Consider the following 17,144-nt stretch of genomic DNA (forward strand, 5'->3'; position numbering starts at 1 on the left):
GGGCCGTTCCTGACCTGTTCAGGGGCGGTCCACGCCTTGCGCTATTGCATGGGTGGTGGCCCGACCCGTGGCTGCGGCACATTCCGCATCCGCCGCCGATGGCGCAGGACCCACAGGTTCGACACGAACAGCACCCCGATCACCACCGCGCCCCCCGCCAGCGCCCAGGGGCCGGGGTCTTCGCCGATCACGGCCCAGACCAGCAGCGGCGCCAGCACCGATTCCAGCAGGATCAGCAGCGCCACCTCGGCGGAGGCTATATAACGCGGGCCAAGGGTCAGCAGGGTGGTGGAAACGGTGATGAACGCGCCGTGCCCCAACAGCAGCGGCCATTGCGACGGCATCGCCGTGCCCGGATCGGCAAACGGCCAGATCACCAGTGACGCCCCCAGATAGGCCACCGGAATGGCGGGCACCATCGAGGTATTGCGCACCTTGCGCACCGCCGTCATCGCACCGGCGAAACTGGCCGATACGCCAAGCGCCATCAGGTCGCCCTGCCAGGATGCGCCTTCGGTTTCGCCTGACCCCCACGCTATGATGCCAAGCCCCGCGAACACGCCCATCATGGTCAGAACCATGCGGCGGCTGATCGTCTCGCCCAGAAACACCCGGCTGAAGATCGCCGCGAATACGGGCATCGAGGCGATGATGAAAACCACATTGGCCACGCTGGTCCATGTCACGGCCAGCACGAACCCCGGCGCGGTCGTGGCGATCAGCACCGTATAGATCAGCCCCGGCCAGCCCGTGCGCGCCACGTCGCGAAATCCCCGCAACCCCATCACGGCCAGCACGCCGATCAGGATGAACCCGCCGGATGTGACCCCACGCCAAAAGGTGATCGTCGGCGCGGAAGCCTCGATCAGCCGGACGAAAAGGGAATCCGGCACCACGAACAAAACGCCGATCGCGGTGATCAGCAGCCCTTTGACATGATCGTTCATGATGAAATCTGTCGGGGGTTTGCCGGGAAAAGTAAAGCCCTCAGCCCCCGGCCTGCCATTCCATGATCGCATCTATCGGCCACAGCAGCATCACCACGTTCAGCGTCAGCCCGTCGCGGATGATGACAGCTGTCAACAGCTCGAACCCGATCACGGTGGCCACGCTGGCCCAGACGGGGATCACCCGCGCCAGCCAGAACCCGACGAACATCGCCACGATATCCGAGACCGAGTTCAGAACGCTGTCGCCGATATAATCCATCGAGATCGTCGTTTCCCGATAGCGCGCGATCACCGCGTCGGTGTTCTCGACGATCTCCCATGCGCATTCCACCACCGTCGCGATGACCAGACGCCAGCCCAGGGTCATCCGGCGGGCGACCAGCCAGAGTGGCGCATAGAAGAGGAACCCGTGCAGCAGATGGCTCGGCGTGTACCAGTCGGCCAGTTGCTGATTGGCCTCTTCGCTGCCCACGGGGCCCCAGAAATCCACGTAACCGCAGGGGCAGATCGCGCCGCGCCCCATACCCAGAAGTATGGCGGCGGTGGCCAGCGTGATCAGGCCTGTGACCAGATAGGGAAACCGTGTCGAACGCAACATGGCGCGACCAAAGCACAGCGCACGAATACTGTCCATCGTGTTGCCCTTCTTGCCGTGGTGCTTTTCCGTCGTGCGATCTATCCTGTCGCCAAATCATGACAGGAGACCCACGATGCCAGCCCCCGAAAATCACCTGAAAAAGGCCCTTGCCAGCGGCCGAAGGCTCTATGGCTGTTGGGCCACCTTCGCCGATCCCTATGCCACCGAAATCATGGCGACCGCCGGGTTCGACTGGCTGGTGATCGACGGCGAACACGCCCCGAACGACCTGCGCAGCATGATGCACCAGTTGCAGGTGCTGCATGGCCGGGACAGCCAGCCCGTGGTGCGCCTGCCCATGGGCGAGGCATGGGCGATCAAGCAGGTTCTGGATATCGGCGCGCAATCCCTGTTGATCCCGATGGTCGAAAGCGCTGAACAGGCCCGCGATCTGGTGCGCGCCACGCGCTACCCACCGCAGGGCATTCGCGGCTCGGGCGCGGCGTCGGCGCGGGCCACGCAATTTTCGACCGACCTCGATTACATCGCCACGGCGAACGACCAGATTTGCCTTCTGGTGCAGGTCGAAAGCCGCGCCGGGATCGAGGCGCTGGACGATATCCTTGCCGTCGACGGGGTGGATGGCGTGTTCATCGGCCCCTCGGACCTGTCCGCCGATATGGGGTATCTTGGCGATACCCGCGTTGACGAGGTGCAACAGGTGATCCGCGATGCGCTTGGCCGGATCGCCACCAGCGACAAGGCGGCGGGCATCCTGGCGCTCGATCACGATGTCGCCCGCAGCTATCGCGACTGGGGCGCACAGTTCCTTGCGGTCGGGATCGACGTTCTGATGTTGGCCCATGCCGCCCGCGCCACGATGGACCGCTGGCGCGATGGCTGATCTGCACCTGCTGGCGGATGTGGGGGGCACCAATACCCGCGTCGGGCTGGCCGATCATCGCGGGCTGCGCCCCGACAGCACGCGCAGTCATGCGAACGCCGGTTTTGCCGGGCTGGCACCGCTGTTGGCGGCGTATCTCGACGCGGTGCAGCCCGGCCCCATCGCCGCGCTTTGTGCCGGAGTGGCCGGGCCGGTGCGAACCGGCGGGGCGCAACTGACCAATCTCGACTGGTTCATCGCGCCCGACGATCTGCGTACCGCCACCGGCGCGGGGCAGGTGCACCTGATCAACGATTTGCAGGCGCAGGCCTGTGCGCTGGATGATCTGCCCGACAGCGCGGTTGTCCCGATCCTGCCGGGGCAACCGCAGCCAGACGGCGCGCGGCTCGTGCTTGGGCTGGGGACAGGGTGCAACGTGGCCGTGGCGCATCGTGTGGGCGGCAGGCTGTTCGTTCCTGCGGCGGAGTCCGGCCATACCGGGCTGCCCCACGGCGATGCGCGGCTCAACGCGCTGACAGACCATCTGGCGCAGACCCATCCCCACAAACCCATCGAGGCCGCGCTGTCCGGTCCCAGCCTTCTGCGGCTTCACCATTGGCTGGGGGGCACGGCATCGGACACCCGCCAGATCATCCACAACCATGCCGATGGAACGGATGCAGCGGCCAGCGAAACGCTGCGCGTCTTCACGCATTTGCTGGGAACCGTGGCCGGCGATCTGTGCCTGCATCACATGGCCACGGGCGGGCTTTACCTGATCGGCGGCACGGCGCGGGCCATCGCCCCATACCTCGCCGTATCGGACTTTCCCGAATTCTTCGCGGCCAAGGGGCCTTATTCCGCCATCCTGCGGGATATCCCGGTGACCCTGATCGCCGACGATACCGCCGCCCTCAGGGGGTGCGCCCGTTATCTCGCCCAACTGCGCCCGGAGTGACGCCCGGCGGCCCACTGGGCCGTCCGGGCAAGTTCGTGAGTGGTGGTGATGCGCGTCAGGTTCGCCGGGCGCTCAGGACCGGGCAAACCCATTGGGGTGAACGACCTTGAGATAACTCTTCACGCGGGTCCAGTCCTTGCCGTAAAGGCTTGTCAGGCGGCTATCTTCATCCTGCCCCGGCCGCGCCAGCAGATCGTCGCCCGGCTGCCAGTCGGCCGGAACGGCCAGCTTGGTCCGTTCCGCAATCTGCAACGCCTGAGCCGCGCGCAGCACCTCTTCGCTCGAGCGGCCCACATATGCCGGATAATCGAACATCATCCGCACCTGAAGGGCCGGGTCGATGATGAAACTTTTCCGGATACTGTGGTTCGGATCGTTCTTGGGATGGATCAGCCCCATTCCCCGCGACAGTTTCCCGTGAGGGTCCGAAAGAACCGGGAAGTCAATCGACAGATCGAAGGTTTCCTCCACCTCCTCGACCCAGGACATCGTATCTTCGAGCGATCCGACCGAAATAGCGGCAACGGCGATATCCGCCTTTTTGAACGCTTCCTGATACACCGCCAGCGAGGCCAGCTCGGTCGAGCACAGCGGCGCAAAGGCCGACCTGTGGCTGAAGAAATAGACCCAGCGGCCTTCGGCCCAGTTGTGGAAACAGAAATCGCCCTGCGTGCCCCAGGCCTTGAAGTTGGGAAAGATGTCGCCGATCTGCGGTGTCCAGGCCCTGGTGGTCTTATAACCTTGGGGAATCTCGATCCATTCGCCCTCGGGTTGGACAAGGTGTAAGAAGTTTCGCATTTTGCGCCCCACTTGTATTTCGCCTTAAACCCAAGCTGCACAGTCAAAACCAAACCTTAGGTTGTATGCTGAGTGTCAATCATGGCGAAATTGGGGCACCCGGTTCGTTTTGAATGAATATTTTTAATGCGCCGGTCCGGGCGGCATTTCCCGTGTCGGCACGAAAGACGCGCAGTCCCACTTTCCCCGCCCCGCGCGCTCTGCCATAATGCCCGCCAACCCATAAAACCAAGAGCAGCGCACAATGGCCGACGATCTTCTGACACCTGCCGAGTCCACCGATTACGACGCCTCCTCCATCGAGGTGCTGGAGGGGCTGGAACCCGTCCGCAAACGCCCCGGCATGTATATCGGCGGCACCGACGAACGGGCGCTGCACCACTTGGTGGCCGAAATCCTCGACAACTCCATGGACGAGGCCGTGGCAGGCCATGCCAACCGGATCGAGGTGGAACTCCACGAGGACTACTCGCTGACCGTGCGCGACAACGGGCGCGGCATTCCCATCGACCCGCACCCCAAGTTCCCCGGCAAATCCGCGCTCGAGGTGATCCTGTGCACCCTGCATGCGGGCGGGAAATTCAGCGGCAAGGCCTATCAGACCTCGGGCGGGCTGCACGGGGTCGGTGCGTCGGTGGTCAATGCCCTGTCGGATTCGATGGTCGTGCAGGTCGCGCGCAACAAGGAAGTCTACGAACAGCGCTTTTCGCGCGGCACCCCGCTGGGGCCGGTCGAAAAGATCGGGCAGGCCCCCAACCGGCGCGGCACCACCATCACCTTCCACGCCGATGAGGAAATCTTCGGCTCGCACCGTTTCAAACCCTCGCGCCTGTTCAAATCCATCCGCTCCAAGGCCTACCTGTTCTCGGGCGTCGAAATCCGCTGGAAATCCGCCATTGCCGAGGGCGACACCCCGCAAGAGGCCACGTTCCATTTCCCCGGCGGCCTGTCGGACTTCCTCAAGGAAACGCTGGGGCAGGCGGCCACCTATGCCGATCGGCCCTTTGCCGGAACCGTCGATTTTCAGGAACGGTTCGGCACGCCGGGCAAGGTGGAATGGGCGATCAACTGGACCCCCTCGCGCGACGGGTTCCTCCAGAGCTACTGTAACACCGTTCCCACCCCCGAGGGCGGCACCCATGTCGCCGGGTTCTGGGCCGCGATCCTCAAGGGGATCAAGGCCTATGGCGAGTTGGTGAACAACAAGAAGGCGGGCAACATCACCCGCGACGACCTGATGACAGGCGGCTGCGCATTGGTATCCTGCTTCATCCGCGAGCCCGAATTCGTCGGCCAGACCAAGGACCGCCTCGCCACCACCGAGGCGCAGCGCCTGGTCGAAAACGCCGTGCGCGACCATTTCGACAACTGGCTGGCGTCCGACACCAAATCCGCCGGGGCGATCCTCGATTTCCTCGTCCTGCGCGCCGAAGAACGCCTGCGCCGCCGTCAGGAAAAGGAAACCCAACGCAAATCCGCCACCAAGAAACTGCGCCTGCCCGGCAAGCTGGTCGATTGTTCGTCCAACACCCGCGAGGGCACCGAACTGTTCATCGTCGAGGGCGACAGCGCGGGTGGCTCGGCCAAGATGGGCCGCGACCGCAAGACACAGGCGCTGCTGCCGCTGCGCGGCAAGATCCTGAACGTTCTGGGCGCGGCCAGTTCCAAACTGGGCAGCAATCAGGAAATCAACGACCTGACGCAGGCGCTCGGTGTCGGGCTGGGGACGAAATTCAACATCGACGATCTGCGCTATGACAAGATCATCATCATGACCGACGCCGACGTGGACGGCGCGCATATCGCCTCGCTCCTGATGACGTTCTTCTTCACCCAGATGCGCCCGATGATCGACGCGGGCCACCTCTACCTGGCCTGCCCGCCGCTCTACCGCCTGACGCAGGGCGCGAAACGCGTCTACTGCATCGACGAGGCCGAGCGCGACGCATGGCTGGAAAAGGGCCTTGGCGGCAAGGGCAAGATCGACGTGTCACGCTTCAAGGGCCTGGGCGAGATGGACGCGAAGGACCTGAAAGAAACCACGATGGACCCGAAAACCCGCAAACTGATCCGCGTCACCATCGACGAGGACGAACCGGGAGAGACCGGCGACCTGGTCGAACGCCTGATGGGCAAAAAGCCGGAACTGCGGTTCCAGTATATTTCCGAGAATGCGAGGTTCGTGGAGGAGTTGGATGTTTGAATTTTGCACAGAGCGCTTTGAAGCACTTTCAAACAACGAGGTTCTTTAATCCTCATCAAGCCCCGTAGGGTGCGCATTCATGCGCACCACCCGCCACCCACCCGAAAAACCGCTCCGTACAAAACCCACCCCCGTTTCGTACAAAACCCCACCGCACGCCCCGTTAACCCCGCCGAATACCGCCCCCCGCACCGACGCGATACCGATGTATTACCGATGCGATACCGAACCGGGTTTTAGCCGATTAACCAACGCCTTACGCCCGATTCGCCACCCTGGACGATTCACGCTGTCCGCTCCGGTCATCTCTTGCTAACCTTCGCCCATGCGCTGGCTCTGGATTCTCGTTCCCTTCATCCTGATTTCCTGCGGACGTCCCCTGACGCCGACCGAAACCGCCTTCGCCACCCGCATACATGGCGACAGCCTGAACACCGACCGCATCCGCGTGGTCAACGGCGCATTGATCGGCAAGGTCACCTACCCCCGCCAGAAACGCCCGCGCCTGACCTGCCGGGAACGCATCCTGCCCGAGCCGACAACCCCAACCGTCACCGTCGCCCCGGCGGCCGTGGTGGTGCATAACAAGGTGTTTTTCTCCAAGGACTGGTATGAGCCCAACTACATGCCGCAATATCCTGCGTTCATGAGCCTCGTGCACGCCATGATCTTTGCCCATGAAATGACTCATGTCTGGCAATGGCAGAACCGCCGTCAGACGGGCTATTCGCCCCTGCGTGCCTTTCACGAACACCGGGTCAGCGACGATCCCTACCTGTTCGATATCTCGACCAGAACCGACTTTCTGGACTATGGCTATGAACAGCAGGCCAGCATCGTCGAGGAATATGTGTGCTGCGCCACGCTCGACCCCGAGGCGCCCCGCACGGAACGCCTGCGCGCCATGCTGTCCGACGCCTTCCCGCTTGGGGACCTGCCGGAGCCGAACACCGTTCTTCTGCCCTGGAAGAGCCTTCAGTTGAAAGGCATATGCCGCATCTAAGCTGTTGTTACTGCTGGATACTTTCCAGATAAACCAGCAGCGCCGCCAAGGGGCGCGGCGTGGGGGTCAGCACCCCGTCGCCCACATCCACGGGCACGGTATCGCCTTCCAGAAGCAGGCCGAATTCCGGCATCTCCTTGCCCGGCAATCCGGTGCGGTCATACCCGTCGATCACGCTCAGAACACGGGCGCGGGGGAACTGGCCGTTCTCGCTCAACCGGGTCAGGTCGGCGGGGCGCGGGTCCATCGCATCGGCCCATTCGCCGTCGCCCGTGCCCGAAACCCCGTGGCACTGCGCGCAGTTCGCGTCGAACAATGCCTGCCCCTCGGGCGGTTCGGGCATCGACGGGGCCTTGGCGCAGGCCACGGCCAGCCCGGTAATTCCCAGTGAAATCAGTGCGATACGTTTCATGCCCCGGCTCTCCTTTTGCAGGTCAGCCTAGCAAGCAGTCCCGCTCCCCGCAATGGCGCAGATCAGGCCAGCTTGCCCGCCAGCGCATCGTCGATCAGCCGCACGGTTTCATCCACGCCATAGAGCGCGATGAACCCGCCGAACCGCGGCCCTTGCGACGCGCCCAGCAGAACCTCGTACAGCGCCTTGAACCAGTCGCGCATCGGGTCGAACCGCTCGCGCCCGCAGGCAAAAACAAGGCCTTGCAGTTCCTCGGCATCCGCCGCGCCGTCCCACGCCTTGAGCCTGTCGCGCAAATCCTCCAGCGCCTCGCGCTCCGAATCGGTGGGCGCACGGTAGGTTTTGCCGGGCTTCACGAAGTCGTTGTAATAGCGCACCGCAAACCCGGCCGCCGCATCCAGATCGGCATGGGTTTCCGGGCTGGCCTCGGGCGCATAGCGCCGGATGAAGCCCCACAGCGTTTCCTTGTCCTCGGCCCCGGCGACCGAGGCGAGGTTCAGCAGCATCGAGAACGGCACCACCATGCGGCTTTCGGGCACGTCGCCATTGTGAATATGGTAAACCGGGTTGTTCAACTGCGCCTTGATGTCCTGATCGGGATAGGCGCGCAACTGCTGGTGATATTCGTCGACCGCCTTGGGAATCACGTCGAAATACAAGCGCTTGGCCGTTTTCGGCTTCTGATACATGAAATAGCTCAGGCTTTCCGTCGAGGCATAGCTGAGCCATTCGTCGATGCTGATCCCGTTGCCCGAGGATTTGGAAATCTTCTGGCCGGTGTCGTCGAGGAACAGTTCGTAGGTGAAATGCTCGGGCGCTTTCCAGCCAAGGATCTGGCAGATGCGGTCATAGATCGGCGTGTTGGTGGAATGGTCTTTGCCATACATCTCGAAATCCACGCCAAGCGCGGCCCAACGGGCGCCGAAATCGGGCTTCCATTGCAGTTTCACGTTGCCGCTGGTGACGGGCAGGGTCCATTCACGGCCCTCTTCGTCGTCAAAGGTGATCGTGCCATCCTTGGCGTTCACCTCTTTCATCGGCACATAAAGAACCCGGCCCGTTTCGGGATGCAGCGGCAGGAAGATCGAATAGGTCTGCCGACGTTCCTCGCGCAGGGATTTCAGCATGACGGCCATCAGGTCGTCATAGCGTTCGACCGCGCGCAACAGCACCGCGTCGAACCGGCCCGAGCGGTAGAACTCGGTGGCCGAGATGAATTCGTAGTCGAACCCGAACGTATCCAGGAACCGGCGCAGCATGGCGTTGTTGTGGTGGCCAAAGCTGTCATGCGTGCCGAACGGGTCGGGCACGCTGGTCAGCGGCTTTTGCAGGTGCTCGTGCAACATTTCCTGATTTGGCACGTTGCCCGGCACCTTGCGCATGCCGTCCAGATCGTCGGAAAAACAGATCAACCTGGTCGGGATGTCGCTGATCACCTCGAACGCGCGGCGGATCATGGTGGTGCGCAGCACCTCGCCGAATGTCCCGATATGCGGCAGGCCCGACGGCCCATAGCCGGTTTCGAACAGCACATAACCCTTTTCGGGCGGCGTTTTCTCATATCGTTTGAGCACGCGGCGCGCTTCTTCAAAAGGCCAGGCTTTCGAACTCATCGCGGCATCGCGTATCTCGGACATGATTTTCTTCCCGTGTTTTCCTGTGCGCAAAGGCGCGCCAAGGTCGCTCGCTTCCTATTGCCGAGGGGCGGCACAGTCAATATTCTGCGCTGCAACATACCCCGAAAGGATCTCCGATGAACGATCAAGTTCCACACCCGCTGACACCCCAGGATTGTCTTGTGGCCGTGATGATCGCGGTCTCGGCCTCGGACGAGCAAATCCGCACCGCCGAACTGGTCAAGATCGAATCGGCGGTGAACAACCTTCCGATCTTCGGCAGCTACGATGTGGACCGGATGAACGTGATGGCGCAGACGGTGTTCGACCTTTTCAGTGTCGAGGACGGGCTGGACGCGTTGTTCGGACTGGTGCGGGATAACCTGCCCGAACACCTGTTCGAAACGGCCTATGCGCTGGCCTGCGACGTGGCCGCCGCCGATGGTACGATCCAGCACACTGAACTGCGCCTGCTGGAAGAAATCCGGTACGAGTTGAATATCGACCGCCTGCACGCGGCGGCGATCGAGCGGGGCGCACGCGCACGGCACATGACGGCCTGATGCGATGGTGGGTATTGGTCTGGCTGGCGATGGCGCTGCCTTCGCTGGCGGCCGATGTCGAAGTGCGTATCGACCTGTCCGATCAGGAAATGACGGTTTTCATCGACCGGACCAAAACCTATCGCTGGCCCGTGTCCACGGCGCGACCGGGGAAATTCACCCCGACGGGTCTTTATACCGTGCAGGCACTGAAGCCGATGCACTATTCCACGCTATATGACAATGCGCCGATGCCCTGGTCGATCTTCTTCTCGGGCAATTTCGCCATTCACGGCACGACACAAACAGATCGGTTGGGATCGCCGGCGTCGGCCGGATGTGTGCGGCTGCACCCCGACAATGCCCGCATCCTGTACGATCTGGTGCGCGAAAACGGTCGCGCCCATACCCTGATCGAGATTGTCGAGTGATATACGCGACGACCGGGTCCGCCTGCCGTGTTGAAACCTCAGAAATCCGCGTCGACGCCGGGCAGGTTCAGGGCCTTGACCAGATCGCGTAGCTCCTGTCGGGCCGCGATATTCGAGATATTGAGTTGCTTGACCCCGATATCCTTGAGATCCAGCAGGGTCAGCCCCCGCGGAAACAGTTCCCGGAAGATCACCCGCTCGTTAAAGCCGGGGGCCACACGGAAACCGATGCGTTTGGCCAGATTGTCCAGCGCCTGGCCCATCTTCTTCTTGTTGACCATTTGCTGCGCACCAAGGCGGTTGCGCACCACCACCCAGTCGATGGGTTTCAGCCCCGCCTGCGCCCGCAACTGCCGCGCGCTCCAAACCATCTCGGAATAGACGGATGGGCCGATGATCTTCTTGCCGTCACTGTCCACATGCGCCAGCAGGTCGAAATCGACAAAGCTGTCGTTCAGCGGAGTGATCAGCGTATCGGCCAGGGAATGGGCCACCTGGCTCAGGCGCGTATGCGAGCCGGGGCAGTCGATCACGATGAAATCGCTGTCGGGTTCCAGTTCGGCCACCGCCGCCGAAAGGCGACGGTCATACATGTTTTCACCGGGTTTCAGGCTGGCCTGATCCACTTCGGGCAGGTCGTGATAATAGGGGCTTGGCAGGTCGAGGCCCGATTTCTTCAGAAACGCCGCGCGGTTCGCGGCATAGCGGCCAAAGGTTTTCTGGCGCAGATCCAGATCCAGCGCGCTGACCTTGTGCCCCAACCGTGCCAGCGCCGTTGCCACATGCATCGACACCGTGGATTTGCCTGCGCCGCCCTTTTCGTTGCCGACGACGATGATATGCGCCATGTCCGTTCCCCTGTCCCTTATCCGGGCTGCATTGTTTGCGGCACATTATCTTCGGGGGGCTGGATTGGAAAGGGACTGTTGCACCGCGAAATCGCTTTCCGGCCCGGTTGCAGGCAGGCCGGAAACGCAAAACGCCGCCCCTTGGGGCGGCGCTGCAATCCTGCATCGGTCGCGTGGCTTCAGAAGCCCAGACCGGCGTATTTGTTCTTGAACTTCGAAACGCGGCCGCCGGTGTCCATCAGGCGCGAACTGCCGCCGGTCCATGCCGGGTGCACCGACGGGTCGATGTCGAGCGACAGCGTGTCGCCTTCGGCACCGTAGGTCGAACGCATCTGCACGATGGTGCCATCGGTCAGCTTGACGTCGATGACGTGATAATCGGGGTGTGTGTCTTTTTTCATCGTGCCGCTCCTTATGCCGACTTGTCGGTCTTCTTGGGCTTGTAGGTGCTGTCCTCGGCGATCCGGGCCGATTTGCCCCGGCGCGAGCGCAGGTAATACAGCTTGGCGCGGCGGACGCGGCCACGGCGCACAACGGTGATGCTGTCGATGTTGGTCGAATACAGCGGGAACACACGTTCCACGCCTTCACCGAAGGAAATCTTGCGGACGGTAAAGCTGCCGGCAATGCCTTCGCCGTTCTTGCGGCTGATGCAGACGCCTTCGAAGTTCTGCACACGCGAACGGGTGCCTTCCGTCACCTTGTAACCGACACGAATCGTGTCACCGGCCTTGAAATCCGGGATGGTCTTGCCGAGCTCCGAGATTTGCTCGGCTTCCAGTTGAGCGATCAGATCCATCGCTTTTCTCCTATCTGCTTGCGGTTTGATCCGCAAAGTTTGCTGCCGCCTCAGAGCTCTTGGTCTTCGTCCGGGTCCCTACCATGCGCCGCACAGTAAGCCCGCCAGAGGTCAGGTCGTCGTTCCTTTGTCAGCCTTTCGGCCTGCGTCCGCCGCCAGTCGGTAATGTTCCCGTGATGCCCCGAAAGAAGAATTTCAGGGATCGGCAGGCCCTTCCAGGTGGCTGGTCGCGTGTACTGGGGATGTTCGAGCAACCCGTCGGAGAAAGATTCTTCCTCCGTGGACTCCTGATTCCCAAGCACGCGCGGTATAAGGCGGACTGTCGCATCAATCAAGGCCTGAGCGGCAATCTCGCCCCCGGTCAGGACGAAATCGCCTAACGAGACCTCCTGAATGCCGTAATGCTCGATCACGCGCTCGTCCAGTCCCTCGAAACGCCCGCAGATCAGTGTCACGCCGGGGGCCTGCGACAACTGCCGCGCCATGGCCTGATCGAAACGGCGGCCACGCGGGCTCAGGTAGATCAGCGGCGCGCCTTTGGGGGCGTTTTGCAAGGCATGATCAAGCGCCTGCCCCATCACATCCGCACGCAGAACCATGCCCGCCCCGCCACCGGCCGGGGTGTCATCGACATTGCGATGCTTGCCTTCGCCGAACCGGCGCAGGTCGACCGTATCCAGTTGCCACAACCCGTCTTTCAACGCCCTCCCGGTCAGGCTTTCGCCCAGGACACCGGGAAAGGCCTGTGGCAGCAGCGTAATCACCTGCGCGCGCCAGGCTCGCGCCAGCCGGGGGCTGTCGGTCATCAACTCCTGCGGTTTCAGGCTGGCCGTGATGGATTTGCGGCCATGGGATCGGGCTGTATCGGTCATGGACAGGGGCCATAGCCCCGCATCGGCCACGTGGCAAGCCCGCGCAAGCGTCGCTCCCGCGTGCCCTGCGGTCGCTTGCCCGATTGCCTTTGGCCCCGTCACGGCCTAAAGCCGGGGGTCAGACAACAGGAATGCAAACGGAGGCCCGCATGTCGAACGCCCAGCTTGAACAGGCCATCGAGGCCGCGTGGGAAACCCGCGATCAGATCACCCCCAATACCGGCGGGGAAACCCGCGAAGCAATCGTGGATACGCTCAACGCGCTGGACAGCGGTACGCTGCGTGTGGCCGAGCGCCGTGAGAATGGCGACTGGCATGTCAACCAATGGGCCAAGAAGGCGGTTCTGCTCGGCTTCCGCATCAAGGACATGGAAATCCACGACAACGGCCCGCAAGGCGGCGGCTGGTGGGACAAGGTCGACAGCAAGTTCAAGGGCTGGGGCGACAACCAGTGGAAAGCCGCCGGGTTTCGCGCCGTGCCCAACTGCGTGGTGCGCAAATCGGCCTATATCGCCCCCGGCGTGGTGCTGATGCCCAGCTTCGTCAACCTCGGCGCTTATGTGGATGAGGGCACGATGGTCGATACATGGGCCACCGTGGGCAGCTGTGCGCAGATCGGCAAGAACGTCCACCTGTCCGGCGGCGTCGGCATCGGCGGCGTGCTCGAGCCCATGCAGGCCGGCCCCACCATCATCGAAGACAACTGCTTTATCGGGGCGCGCTCCGAGGTGGTCGAGGGCTGTATCGTCCGGGAGGGCTCGGTTCTGGGGATGGGTGTCTATATCGGCAAGTCCACCAAGATCGTCGACCGCGAAACCGGCGAAGTCACCTATGGCGAAGTGCCGCCCTATTCGGTGGTGGTGTCGGGCTCCATGCCGACCAAGAACAACCTCAATCTCTACTGCGCCGTGATCGTCAAACGGGTGGACGAGAAAACCCGCTCGAAAACCGGCATCAACGAGTTGCTGCGCGACTAAGAGGCGCTCCGCGCGTCAGGGCCGCCCGAACGGCCCTGGCTAGTCTTGCCCTCAGAACACCCCTTCGGGCGGGTCGGCCACGATCCGCCCCGAGGCCAGATCGACCGTCGGCACCGCCTCACGCGTGAACGGCAGCAGGACCGTCGATTTCAATCCCGGCCCGTGAATTTCCAGCAGATCGCCCGCCCCGTGGTTTAGCACCGCCTTGACGTGGCCCAGAGGCGCGCCGCCGGTGTCGAACACCTCCAGCCCGATCAGGTCGGCGTGATAGAACTCGTCATCGGGCAGGGCGGGCAGGCGCTCGCGCTCGGCATAAAGACGCACCCCGCGCAACGCATCGGCCTGTTCCTTGGTCGCCACGCCGGACAGCCGCGCGATCAGCGCGCCCTTGGCCGTCTGTCCGCTCAGCGTCACCTCGAAGCTCAGCGCGCGATCCTCGCTTTCCAGCGGGCCATAGGCGGCGATGTCCTCGGGTATGGTGGTGAAACTTTTCAGCCGAACTTCGCCCTTCACGCCGAACGCCCCGGAAATCGCCCCAAGACAGATGCGTGTGTCCTCGCTCATGCTCATTCTCCCTGGCACAGCCCGTTGCGTACCGCACCGCCCGTTGCCGTGCAGCGTTCCAGATGCTGGTAACGTTCAAAGAATATACCGGCCAGAAACACGACGACCAGCAGGATCAGGGTGCGGATGGGGCGGAACATGATGCGGCTACCTTGTCTCGATGGGAAGGCGCCCGCGCCGGTCTTCCCAGCCTTCGCGTTCCAGTTCCGGCGTGTCGCTGTCCGCACCCTCGGGCCAGCCGACACACAGATAGCTGACCAGCGACCAGTTGTCCGGCACATCCAGATCCCGCGCCAGCCGCTCGGGATCGAGGATCGACACCCAGCCCACGCCCAGACCGAGCGCGCGGGCCATCAGCCAGAACTGCGTAATCCCGCCCACCACGGAATAGCGGCGCATCTCGGGCATCGTGCGCGCGCCCAGCCCGGCACCCTTGCCGGTCGCGTCATCGCAGAAAATGGCCAGTTGCACGGGGGCAACTTCCATCCCCGACAGCTTGAGGCGGCTGTACAGCTGCGCGCGCTCACTGGCATAGCCGCTCAGCGCCTGCGCGTTGGACTGGGTGAAATTCTCAAGCGCGGCGGCTCTCGCCTCGGGGCTGTCCACCCGGATGATGCGCCACGGTTCGCTCAGCCCGACCGAGGGGGCCAGCAAAAAGGTGTCGAGGCAGGTGCGCAACACCGCCTCGTCCACCGGATCGGGGCGGAAGCGGCGCACATCGCGCCGCCACCGCATCAATTCGATGAGGCCGGTCTGGAAATCTGTTGAAAACCGCGACATGCCGACCCCGATCGCCAGCTTATTCCTCGCTGGCGGCCTCTTCTGCCGGGGCTTCCTCGGCGGGAGCGGCAGCGGCTTCGGCGGCTTCAGCAGCCTTGGCGGCTTTTTCTTCTGCGCGCTCTTTGGCCTTGGTGCCGGGCTCGCCTTTTTGCGGGTTGTTACGCTCTTTCTTGGCGACAACACCGGCAGCTTCCAGCATGCGCGAGATACGGTCGGACGGCTGTGCGCCCTGATCCAGCCAGTACTGCACGCGCTCCATGTTCATCTTGACGCGCTCTTCGCTGTCTTTGGGCAGAAGCGGGTTGTAGGTGCCCAGTTTCTCGATGAAGCGGCCGTCGCGCGGCATGCGCGAGTCAGCCGCGACGATGCGGTAAAACGGGCGTTTCTTGCTGCCGCCGCGGGCGAGACGAATTTTCATGGCCATGGGGGTATCTCCTTTGAATGGCGTGGGTTCGGTGGGCCGGGCCCACCCTACGATTGGTGCTTTCTGTGGTGCTGAATGACTTCAGCGATGATGAAGTTCAGGAACTTCTTGGCGAATTCCGGGTCCAGATCGGCCGCGTTCGCCAATTCTTCGAGCCGTGCGATCTGCGCCTTTTCGCGCGCCGGATCGGACGGGGGAAGGTCGTGTTCGGCCTTGAGTTTCCCCACGGCCTGAGTGTGTTTGAAACGCTCGCCCAGGGTATAGACGAGGATCGCATCCAGCCGGTCGATGCTTTCGCGATGCTCTTTCAGCAGATCGGCGGCGCGCAGGGTGGCTTGATCAGTCAATGGCAAACCCTTTCGGCTTGAACAGCGGATCGCAGTAATGGCTGATTTCCAACTCGATTCCGTCAATCAACTGCCCGGATTTCAGCGTCTCGGGCGAGGGATGGCGATAAACCGCATCGTTCCCGTCGATGGTGGCGGCGTCATGGTCCTTGGCCGCGCCCAGCCGTTCGGCCAGCCGGATCGAATCCAGATTTTTCGGGTCGATATAGCTGACCGCCCCGTCCCAGCCGAGTTCGTCATAGAAATACCGCCGTGCCGCGTGCGTGGCTTCCAGGGCATAGCCGTGCCCGGCCTTTTCGGGCCAGATGATCCAGGCGATCTCGCGCTCGGGCCATGCGGCGGGAAACCAGCCGCCGGCCATGCCATAGGTTTCGTCGGAGGCCTTGTCGTGGATCATCCACATGCCGTAGCCGCGGATGTTCCAGTGCCCGATCTCGGCGGCATACAGCATCCATGTCTCATACGGGTTGAGCGGCCCGCCCATGAACCGCGACCGGTACGAGGCGAAGGTCGCCTTGAAGTTCGGATAATCGCCCGGCTCCGGGCCGCGCAGCACAAGGCGGCGGGTCTCAAGCGTGGGGATGTTGGCGGTGGTCATGCGTAGGCCTCCACCGAGCCGTCATCGTCCCGCCCTTCGGCCATGTCGGGACCGGGGTGCCGGTAAAGCCGTTCCTTGCCCATATGCACGTTGTCGTATTCGCGCTCGAACCACGCGCCCAGCCGTTCGGCCAGTGCAATCGACCGCTCGTTTCCGGGCACGATATTCGAGGTCAGCGTCGTGAACCCCAGATCGTCATAGGCATACCGGCGCACGCGCTGCGCGGCCTCGTGGACGATTCCCCTGCCTTCGAACGGGGCAAAGGCAACCCAGCCGATTTCCGGTTCGGGCCAGCCTTCGGGGTTCCAGATGCCGCAGATCCCGGCGGTTTCGCCGCTATCCTTCATCTCGATCGCGAAATAGCCGTAGCCGTGGATGTGCCAGTGCCCGACATTCAGCGCAAACCAGCGCCACGCCTCGCCCCGGTTGGGGGCCGCGCCGAAACCTGCCGCGCGCTCCTGATCCAGCAGGAAGGCGATCATCGGTTCGATGTCGCGCGCTTCGGGGCTGCGCAGGATCAGGCGATCCGTTTCAAGGGTGGGGGCGTCGGTCAGGGGCATGG

General features: G+C 63.0%; 23 protein-coding genes. 7 read left to right on the forward strand and 16 right to left on the reverse strand.

Translation table 11 applies throughout. From position 1 onward, the window contains the following. Nucleotides 1-41 precede the first annotated feature (41 nt). Both BUB53_RS09410 and BUB53_RS09415 read right to left on the reverse strand, forming a co-directional pair. The gene (locus BUB53_RS09410; RefSeq protein ID WP_073034464.1) at nucleotides 42-947 is read right to left on the reverse strand and encodes a DMT family transporter; all 906 of its coding nucleotides are present in this window, start codon (nucleotides 945-947) and stop codon (nucleotides 42-44) included. Nucleotides 948-987: 40 nt separating this feature from the next. Beyond that, nucleotides 988-1,584, reverse strand: coding sequence for a DUF2585 family protein (locus tag BUB53_RS09415; protein ID WP_229709519.1), 597 nt, complete (start codon nucleotides 1,582-1,584; stop codon nucleotides 988-990). Nucleotides 1,585-1,660: 76 nt separating this feature from the next. Here BUB53_RS09415 and BUB53_RS09420 point away from each other — a divergent pair, with 76 nt between their 5' ends. Both BUB53_RS09420 and BUB53_RS09425 read left to right on the forward strand, forming a co-directional pair. Further along, nucleotides 1,661-2,431, forward strand: coding sequence for an HpcH/HpaI aldolase family protein (locus tag BUB53_RS09420; RefSeq protein ID WP_073034465.1), 771 nt, complete (start codon nucleotides 1,661-1,663; stop codon nucleotides 2,429-2,431). Continuing rightward, on the forward strand, nucleotides 2,424-3,368 hold the full coding sequence (locus BUB53_RS09425; RefSeq protein WP_073034466.1) for a glucokinase: 945 nt from the start codon (nucleotides 2,424-2,426) through the stop codon (nucleotides 3,366-3,368). Before BUB53_RS09420 ends, BUB53_RS09425 begins: the two co-directional genes overlap by 8 nt. A gap of 72 nt (nucleotides 3,369-3,440) precedes the next feature. Here the strand turns inward: BUB53_RS09425 and BUB53_RS09430 are convergent, their stop codons facing one another. Next, the gene (locus BUB53_RS09430) at nucleotides 3,441-4,166 is read right to left on the reverse strand and encodes a redoxin domain-containing protein (RefSeq protein WP_073034467.1); all 726 of its coding nucleotides are present in this window, start codon (nucleotides 4,164-4,166) and stop codon (nucleotides 3,441-3,443) included. Between the two features lie 244 nt (nucleotides 4,167-4,410). Here BUB53_RS09430 and parE point away from each other — a divergent pair, with 244 nt between their 5' ends. Further along, on the forward strand, nucleotides 4,411-6,369 hold the full coding sequence (gene parE / locus BUB53_RS09435) for a DNA topoisomerase IV subunit B (RefSeq protein ID WP_073034468.1): 1,959 nt from the start codon (nucleotides 4,411-4,413) through the stop codon (nucleotides 6,367-6,369). Between the two features lie 325 nt (nucleotides 6,370-6,694). Beyond that, nucleotides 6,695-7,372: a hypothetical protein gene (locus BUB53_RS09440; RefSeq protein ID WP_073034469.1), complete on the forward strand. Its 678-nt coding sequence runs from the start codon at nucleotides 6,695-6,697 to the stop codon at nucleotides 7,370-7,372. Between the two features lie 7 nt (nucleotides 7,373-7,379). On the opposite strand, the gene BUB53_RS09445 is transcribed toward BUB53_RS09440, so the two are convergent. Next, a complete protein-coding gene (locus tag BUB53_RS09445) occupies nucleotides 7,380-7,784 on the reverse strand; it encodes a c-type cytochrome (protein ID WP_073034470.1) in 405 nt (134 codons plus the stop codon). Nucleotides 7,785-7,846: 62 nt separating this feature from the next. Continuing rightward, nucleotides 7,847-9,421, reverse strand: coding sequence for a lysine--tRNA ligase (locus BUB53_RS09450; RefSeq protein WP_073034471.1), 1,575 nt, complete (start codon nucleotides 9,419-9,421; stop codon nucleotides 7,847-7,849). Nucleotides 9,422-9,537: 116 nt separating this feature from the next. On the opposite strand from BUB53_RS09450, the gene BUB53_RS09455 reads away from it, so the two are divergent. Beyond that, nucleotides 9,538-9,963: a tellurite resistance TerB family protein gene (locus tag BUB53_RS09455; protein ID WP_073034472.1), complete on the forward strand. Its 426-nt coding sequence runs from the start codon at nucleotides 9,538-9,540 to the stop codon at nucleotides 9,961-9,963. Further along, nucleotides 9,963-10,373 (forward strand): L,D-transpeptidase, encoded by a 411-nt coding sequence (locus BUB53_RS09460; protein WP_200797794.1) that lies wholly within the window; start codon nucleotides 9,963-9,965, stop codon nucleotides 10,371-10,373. The genes BUB53_RS09455 and BUB53_RS09460 overlap by 1 nt, the downstream gene beginning before the upstream one ends. 38 nt (nucleotides 10,374-10,411) lie before the next feature. On the opposite strand, the gene BUB53_RS09465 is transcribed toward BUB53_RS09460, so the two are convergent. The 4 genes from BUB53_RS09465 to trmD form a co-directional block, all read right to left on the reverse strand. Next, the gene (locus BUB53_RS09465) at nucleotides 10,412-11,221 is read right to left on the reverse strand and encodes a division plane positioning ATPase MipZ (RefSeq protein WP_073034473.1); all 810 of its coding nucleotides are present in this window, start codon (nucleotides 11,219-11,221) and stop codon (nucleotides 10,412-10,414) included. Nucleotides 11,222-11,400: 179 nt separating this feature from the next. Next, nucleotides 11,401-11,622, reverse strand: a complete 222-nt coding sequence (gene rpmE / locus BUB53_RS09470; RefSeq protein ID WP_073034474.1) for a 50S ribosomal protein L31 — start codon at nucleotides 11,620-11,622, stop codon at nucleotides 11,401-11,403. An 11-nt stretch (nucleotides 11,623-11,633) separates the two neighbouring features. Continuing rightward, the gene (gene rplS / locus BUB53_RS09475; protein WP_073034475.1) at nucleotides 11,634-12,020 is read right to left on the reverse strand and encodes a 50S ribosomal protein L19; all 387 of its coding nucleotides are present in this window, start codon (nucleotides 12,018-12,020) and stop codon (nucleotides 11,634-11,636) included. 50 nt (nucleotides 12,021-12,070) lie between these two features. Next, entirely contained in the window at nucleotides 12,071-12,892 is an 822-nt protein-coding gene (gene trmD / locus BUB53_RS09480) for a tRNA (guanosine(37)-N1)-methyltransferase TrmD (protein WP_073034476.1), read from the reverse strand. A 149-nt stretch (nucleotides 12,893-13,041) separates the two neighbouring features. On the opposite strand from trmD, the gene dapD reads away from it, so the two are divergent. After that, nucleotides 13,042-13,869 carry a 2,3,4,5-tetrahydropyridine-2,6-dicarboxylate N-succinyltransferase gene (dapD, locus tag BUB53_RS09485; RefSeq protein ID WP_073034661.1) on the forward strand — a complete coding sequence of 276 codons (828 nt, stop codon included), beginning with the start codon at nucleotides 13,042-13,044 and terminating at the stop codon, nucleotides 13,867-13,869. Between the two features lie 51 nt (nucleotides 13,870-13,920). Here the strand turns inward: dapD and rimM are convergent, their stop codons facing one another. The 7 genes from rimM to BUB53_RS09515 are packed head-to-tail and all read right to left on the reverse strand — an operon-like array spanning nucleotide 13,921 to nucleotide 17,142. Next, a complete protein-coding gene (rimM, locus tag BUB53_RS09490) occupies nucleotides 13,921-14,433 on the reverse strand; it encodes a ribosome maturation factor RimM (protein WP_073034477.1) in 513 nt (170 codons plus the stop codon). A 2-nt stretch (nucleotides 14,434-14,435) separates the two neighbouring features. Next, the gene (locus BUB53_RS22945; protein ID WP_188744989.1) at nucleotides 14,436-14,573 is read right to left on the reverse strand and encodes a hypothetical protein; all 138 of its coding nucleotides are present in this window, start codon (nucleotides 14,571-14,573) and stop codon (nucleotides 14,436-14,438) included. Nucleotides 14,574-14,580: 7 nt separating this feature from the next. Beyond that, nucleotides 14,581-15,213, reverse strand: a complete 633-nt coding sequence (bluB, locus tag BUB53_RS09495; RefSeq protein WP_073034478.1) for a 5,6-dimethylbenzimidazole synthase — start codon at nucleotides 15,211-15,213, stop codon at nucleotides 14,581-14,583. A 19-nt stretch (nucleotides 15,214-15,232) separates the two neighbouring features. Continuing rightward, the gene (gene rpsP, locus BUB53_RS09500) at nucleotides 15,233-15,637 is read right to left on the reverse strand and encodes a 30S ribosomal protein S16 (RefSeq protein WP_073034479.1); all 405 of its coding nucleotides are present in this window, start codon (nucleotides 15,635-15,637) and stop codon (nucleotides 15,233-15,235) included. A 47-nt stretch (nucleotides 15,638-15,684) separates the two neighbouring features. Next, a complete protein-coding gene (locus BUB53_RS09505; RefSeq protein ID WP_073034480.1) occupies nucleotides 15,685-15,984 on the reverse strand; it encodes a chorismate mutase in 300 nt (99 codons plus the stop codon). Beyond that, nucleotides 15,977-16,582: a GNAT family N-acetyltransferase gene (locus BUB53_RS09510; protein ID WP_073034481.1), complete on the reverse strand. Its 606-nt coding sequence runs from the start codon at nucleotides 16,580-16,582 to the stop codon at nucleotides 15,977-15,979. Before BUB53_RS09510 ends, BUB53_RS09505 begins: the two co-directional genes overlap by 8 nt. Then, nucleotides 16,579-17,142, reverse strand: coding sequence for a GNAT family N-acetyltransferase (locus BUB53_RS09515; RefSeq protein ID WP_073034482.1), 564 nt, complete (start codon nucleotides 17,140-17,142; stop codon nucleotides 16,579-16,581). Before BUB53_RS09515 ends, BUB53_RS09510 begins: the two co-directional genes overlap by 4 nt. Nucleotides 17,143-17,144: the final 2 nt, after the last annotated feature.

It is taken from the genome of Roseovarius pacificus (genome assembly GCF_900142665.1).
In the GTDB taxonomy this organism is placed as follows: Bacteria; Pseudomonadota; Alphaproteobacteria; order Rhodobacterales; family Rhodobacteraceae; genus Roseovarius; species Roseovarius pacificus.

Excerpts from the sequence above, each read along its gene's own strand:
- BUB53_RS09440 (WP_073034469.1), top strand. The coding sequence starts at position 6,695 with ATGCGCTGGCTCTGGATTCTCGTTCCCTTCATCCTGATTTCCTGCGGA.
- rimM (WP_073034477.1), bottom strand. The coding sequence starts at position 14,433 with ATGAGCGAGGACACACGCATCTGTCTTGGGGCGATTTCCGGGGCGTTC.
- rplS (WP_073034475.1), bottom strand. The coding sequence starts at position 12,020 with ATGGATCTGATCGCTCAACTGGAAGCCGAGCAAATCTCGGAGCTCGGC.
- BUB53_RS09515 (WP_073034482.1), bottom strand. The coding sequence starts at position 17,142 with ATGCCCCTGACCGACGCCCCCACCCTTGAAACGGATCGCCTGATCCTG.
- rpmE (WP_073034474.1), bottom strand. The coding sequence starts at position 11,622 with ATGAAAAAAGACACACACCCCGATTATCACGTCATCGACGTCAAGCTG.
- rpsP (WP_073034479.1), bottom strand. The coding sequence starts at position 15,637 with ATGGCCATGAAAATTCGTCTCGCCCGCGGCGGCAGCAAGAAACGCCCG.
- dapD (WP_073034661.1), top strand. The coding sequence starts at position 13,042 with ATGTCGAACGCCCAGCTTGAACAGGCCATCGAGGCCGCGTGGGAAACC.
- BUB53_RS22945 (WP_188744989.1), bottom strand. The coding sequence starts at position 14,573 with ATGTTCCGCCCCATCCGCACCCTGATCCTGCTGGTCGTCGTGTTTCTG.
- bluB (WP_073034478.1), bottom strand. The coding sequence starts at position 15,213 with ATGTCGCGGTTTTCAACAGATTTCCAGACCGGCCTCATCGAATTGATG.
- BUB53_RS09450 (WP_073034471.1), bottom strand. The coding sequence starts at position 9,421 with ATGTCCGAGATACGCGATGCCGCGATGAGTTCGAAAGCCTGGCCTTTT.
- BUB53_RS09465 (WP_073034473.1), bottom strand. The coding sequence starts at position 11,221 with ATGGCGCATATCATCGTCGTCGGCAACGAAAAGGGCGGCGCAGGCAAA.
- parE (WP_073034468.1), top strand. The coding sequence starts at position 4,411 with ATGGCCGACGATCTTCTGACACCTGCCGAGTCCACCGATTACGACGCC.
- BUB53_RS09410 (WP_073034464.1), bottom strand. The coding sequence starts at position 947 with ATGAACGATCATGTCAAAGGGCTGCTGATCACCGCGATCGGCGTTTTG.
- BUB53_RS09445 (WP_073034470.1), bottom strand. The coding sequence starts at position 7,784 with ATGAAACGTATCGCACTGATTTCACTGGGAATTACCGGGCTGGCCGTG.
- BUB53_RS09420 (WP_073034465.1), top strand. The coding sequence starts at position 1,661 with ATGCCAGCCCCCGAAAATCACCTGAAAAAGGCCCTTGCCAGCGGCCGA.
- BUB53_RS09455 (WP_073034472.1), top strand. The coding sequence starts at position 9,538 with ATGAACGATCAAGTTCCACACCCGCTGACACCCCAGGATTGTCTTGTG.
- BUB53_RS09430 (WP_073034467.1), bottom strand. The coding sequence starts at position 4,166 with ATGCGAAACTTCTTACACCTTGTCCAACCCGAGGGCGAATGGATCGAG.
- BUB53_RS09415 (WP_229709519.1), bottom strand. The coding sequence starts at position 1,584 with ATGGACAGTATTCGTGCGCTGTGCTTTGGTCGCGCCATGTTGCGTTCG.
- BUB53_RS09510 (WP_073034481.1), bottom strand. The coding sequence starts at position 16,582 with ATGACCACCGCCAACATCCCCACGCTTGAGACCCGCCGCCTTGTGCTG.
- BUB53_RS09425 (WP_073034466.1), top strand. The coding sequence starts at position 2,424 with ATGGCTGATCTGCACCTGCTGGCGGATGTGGGGGGCACCAATACCCGC.
- trmD (WP_073034476.1), bottom strand. The coding sequence starts at position 12,892 with ATGACCGATACAGCCCGATCCCATGGCCGCAAATCCATCACGGCCAGC.
- BUB53_RS09460 (WP_200797794.1), top strand. The coding sequence starts at position 9,963 with ATGCGATGGTGGGTATTGGTCTGGCTGGCGATGGCGCTGCCTTCGCTG.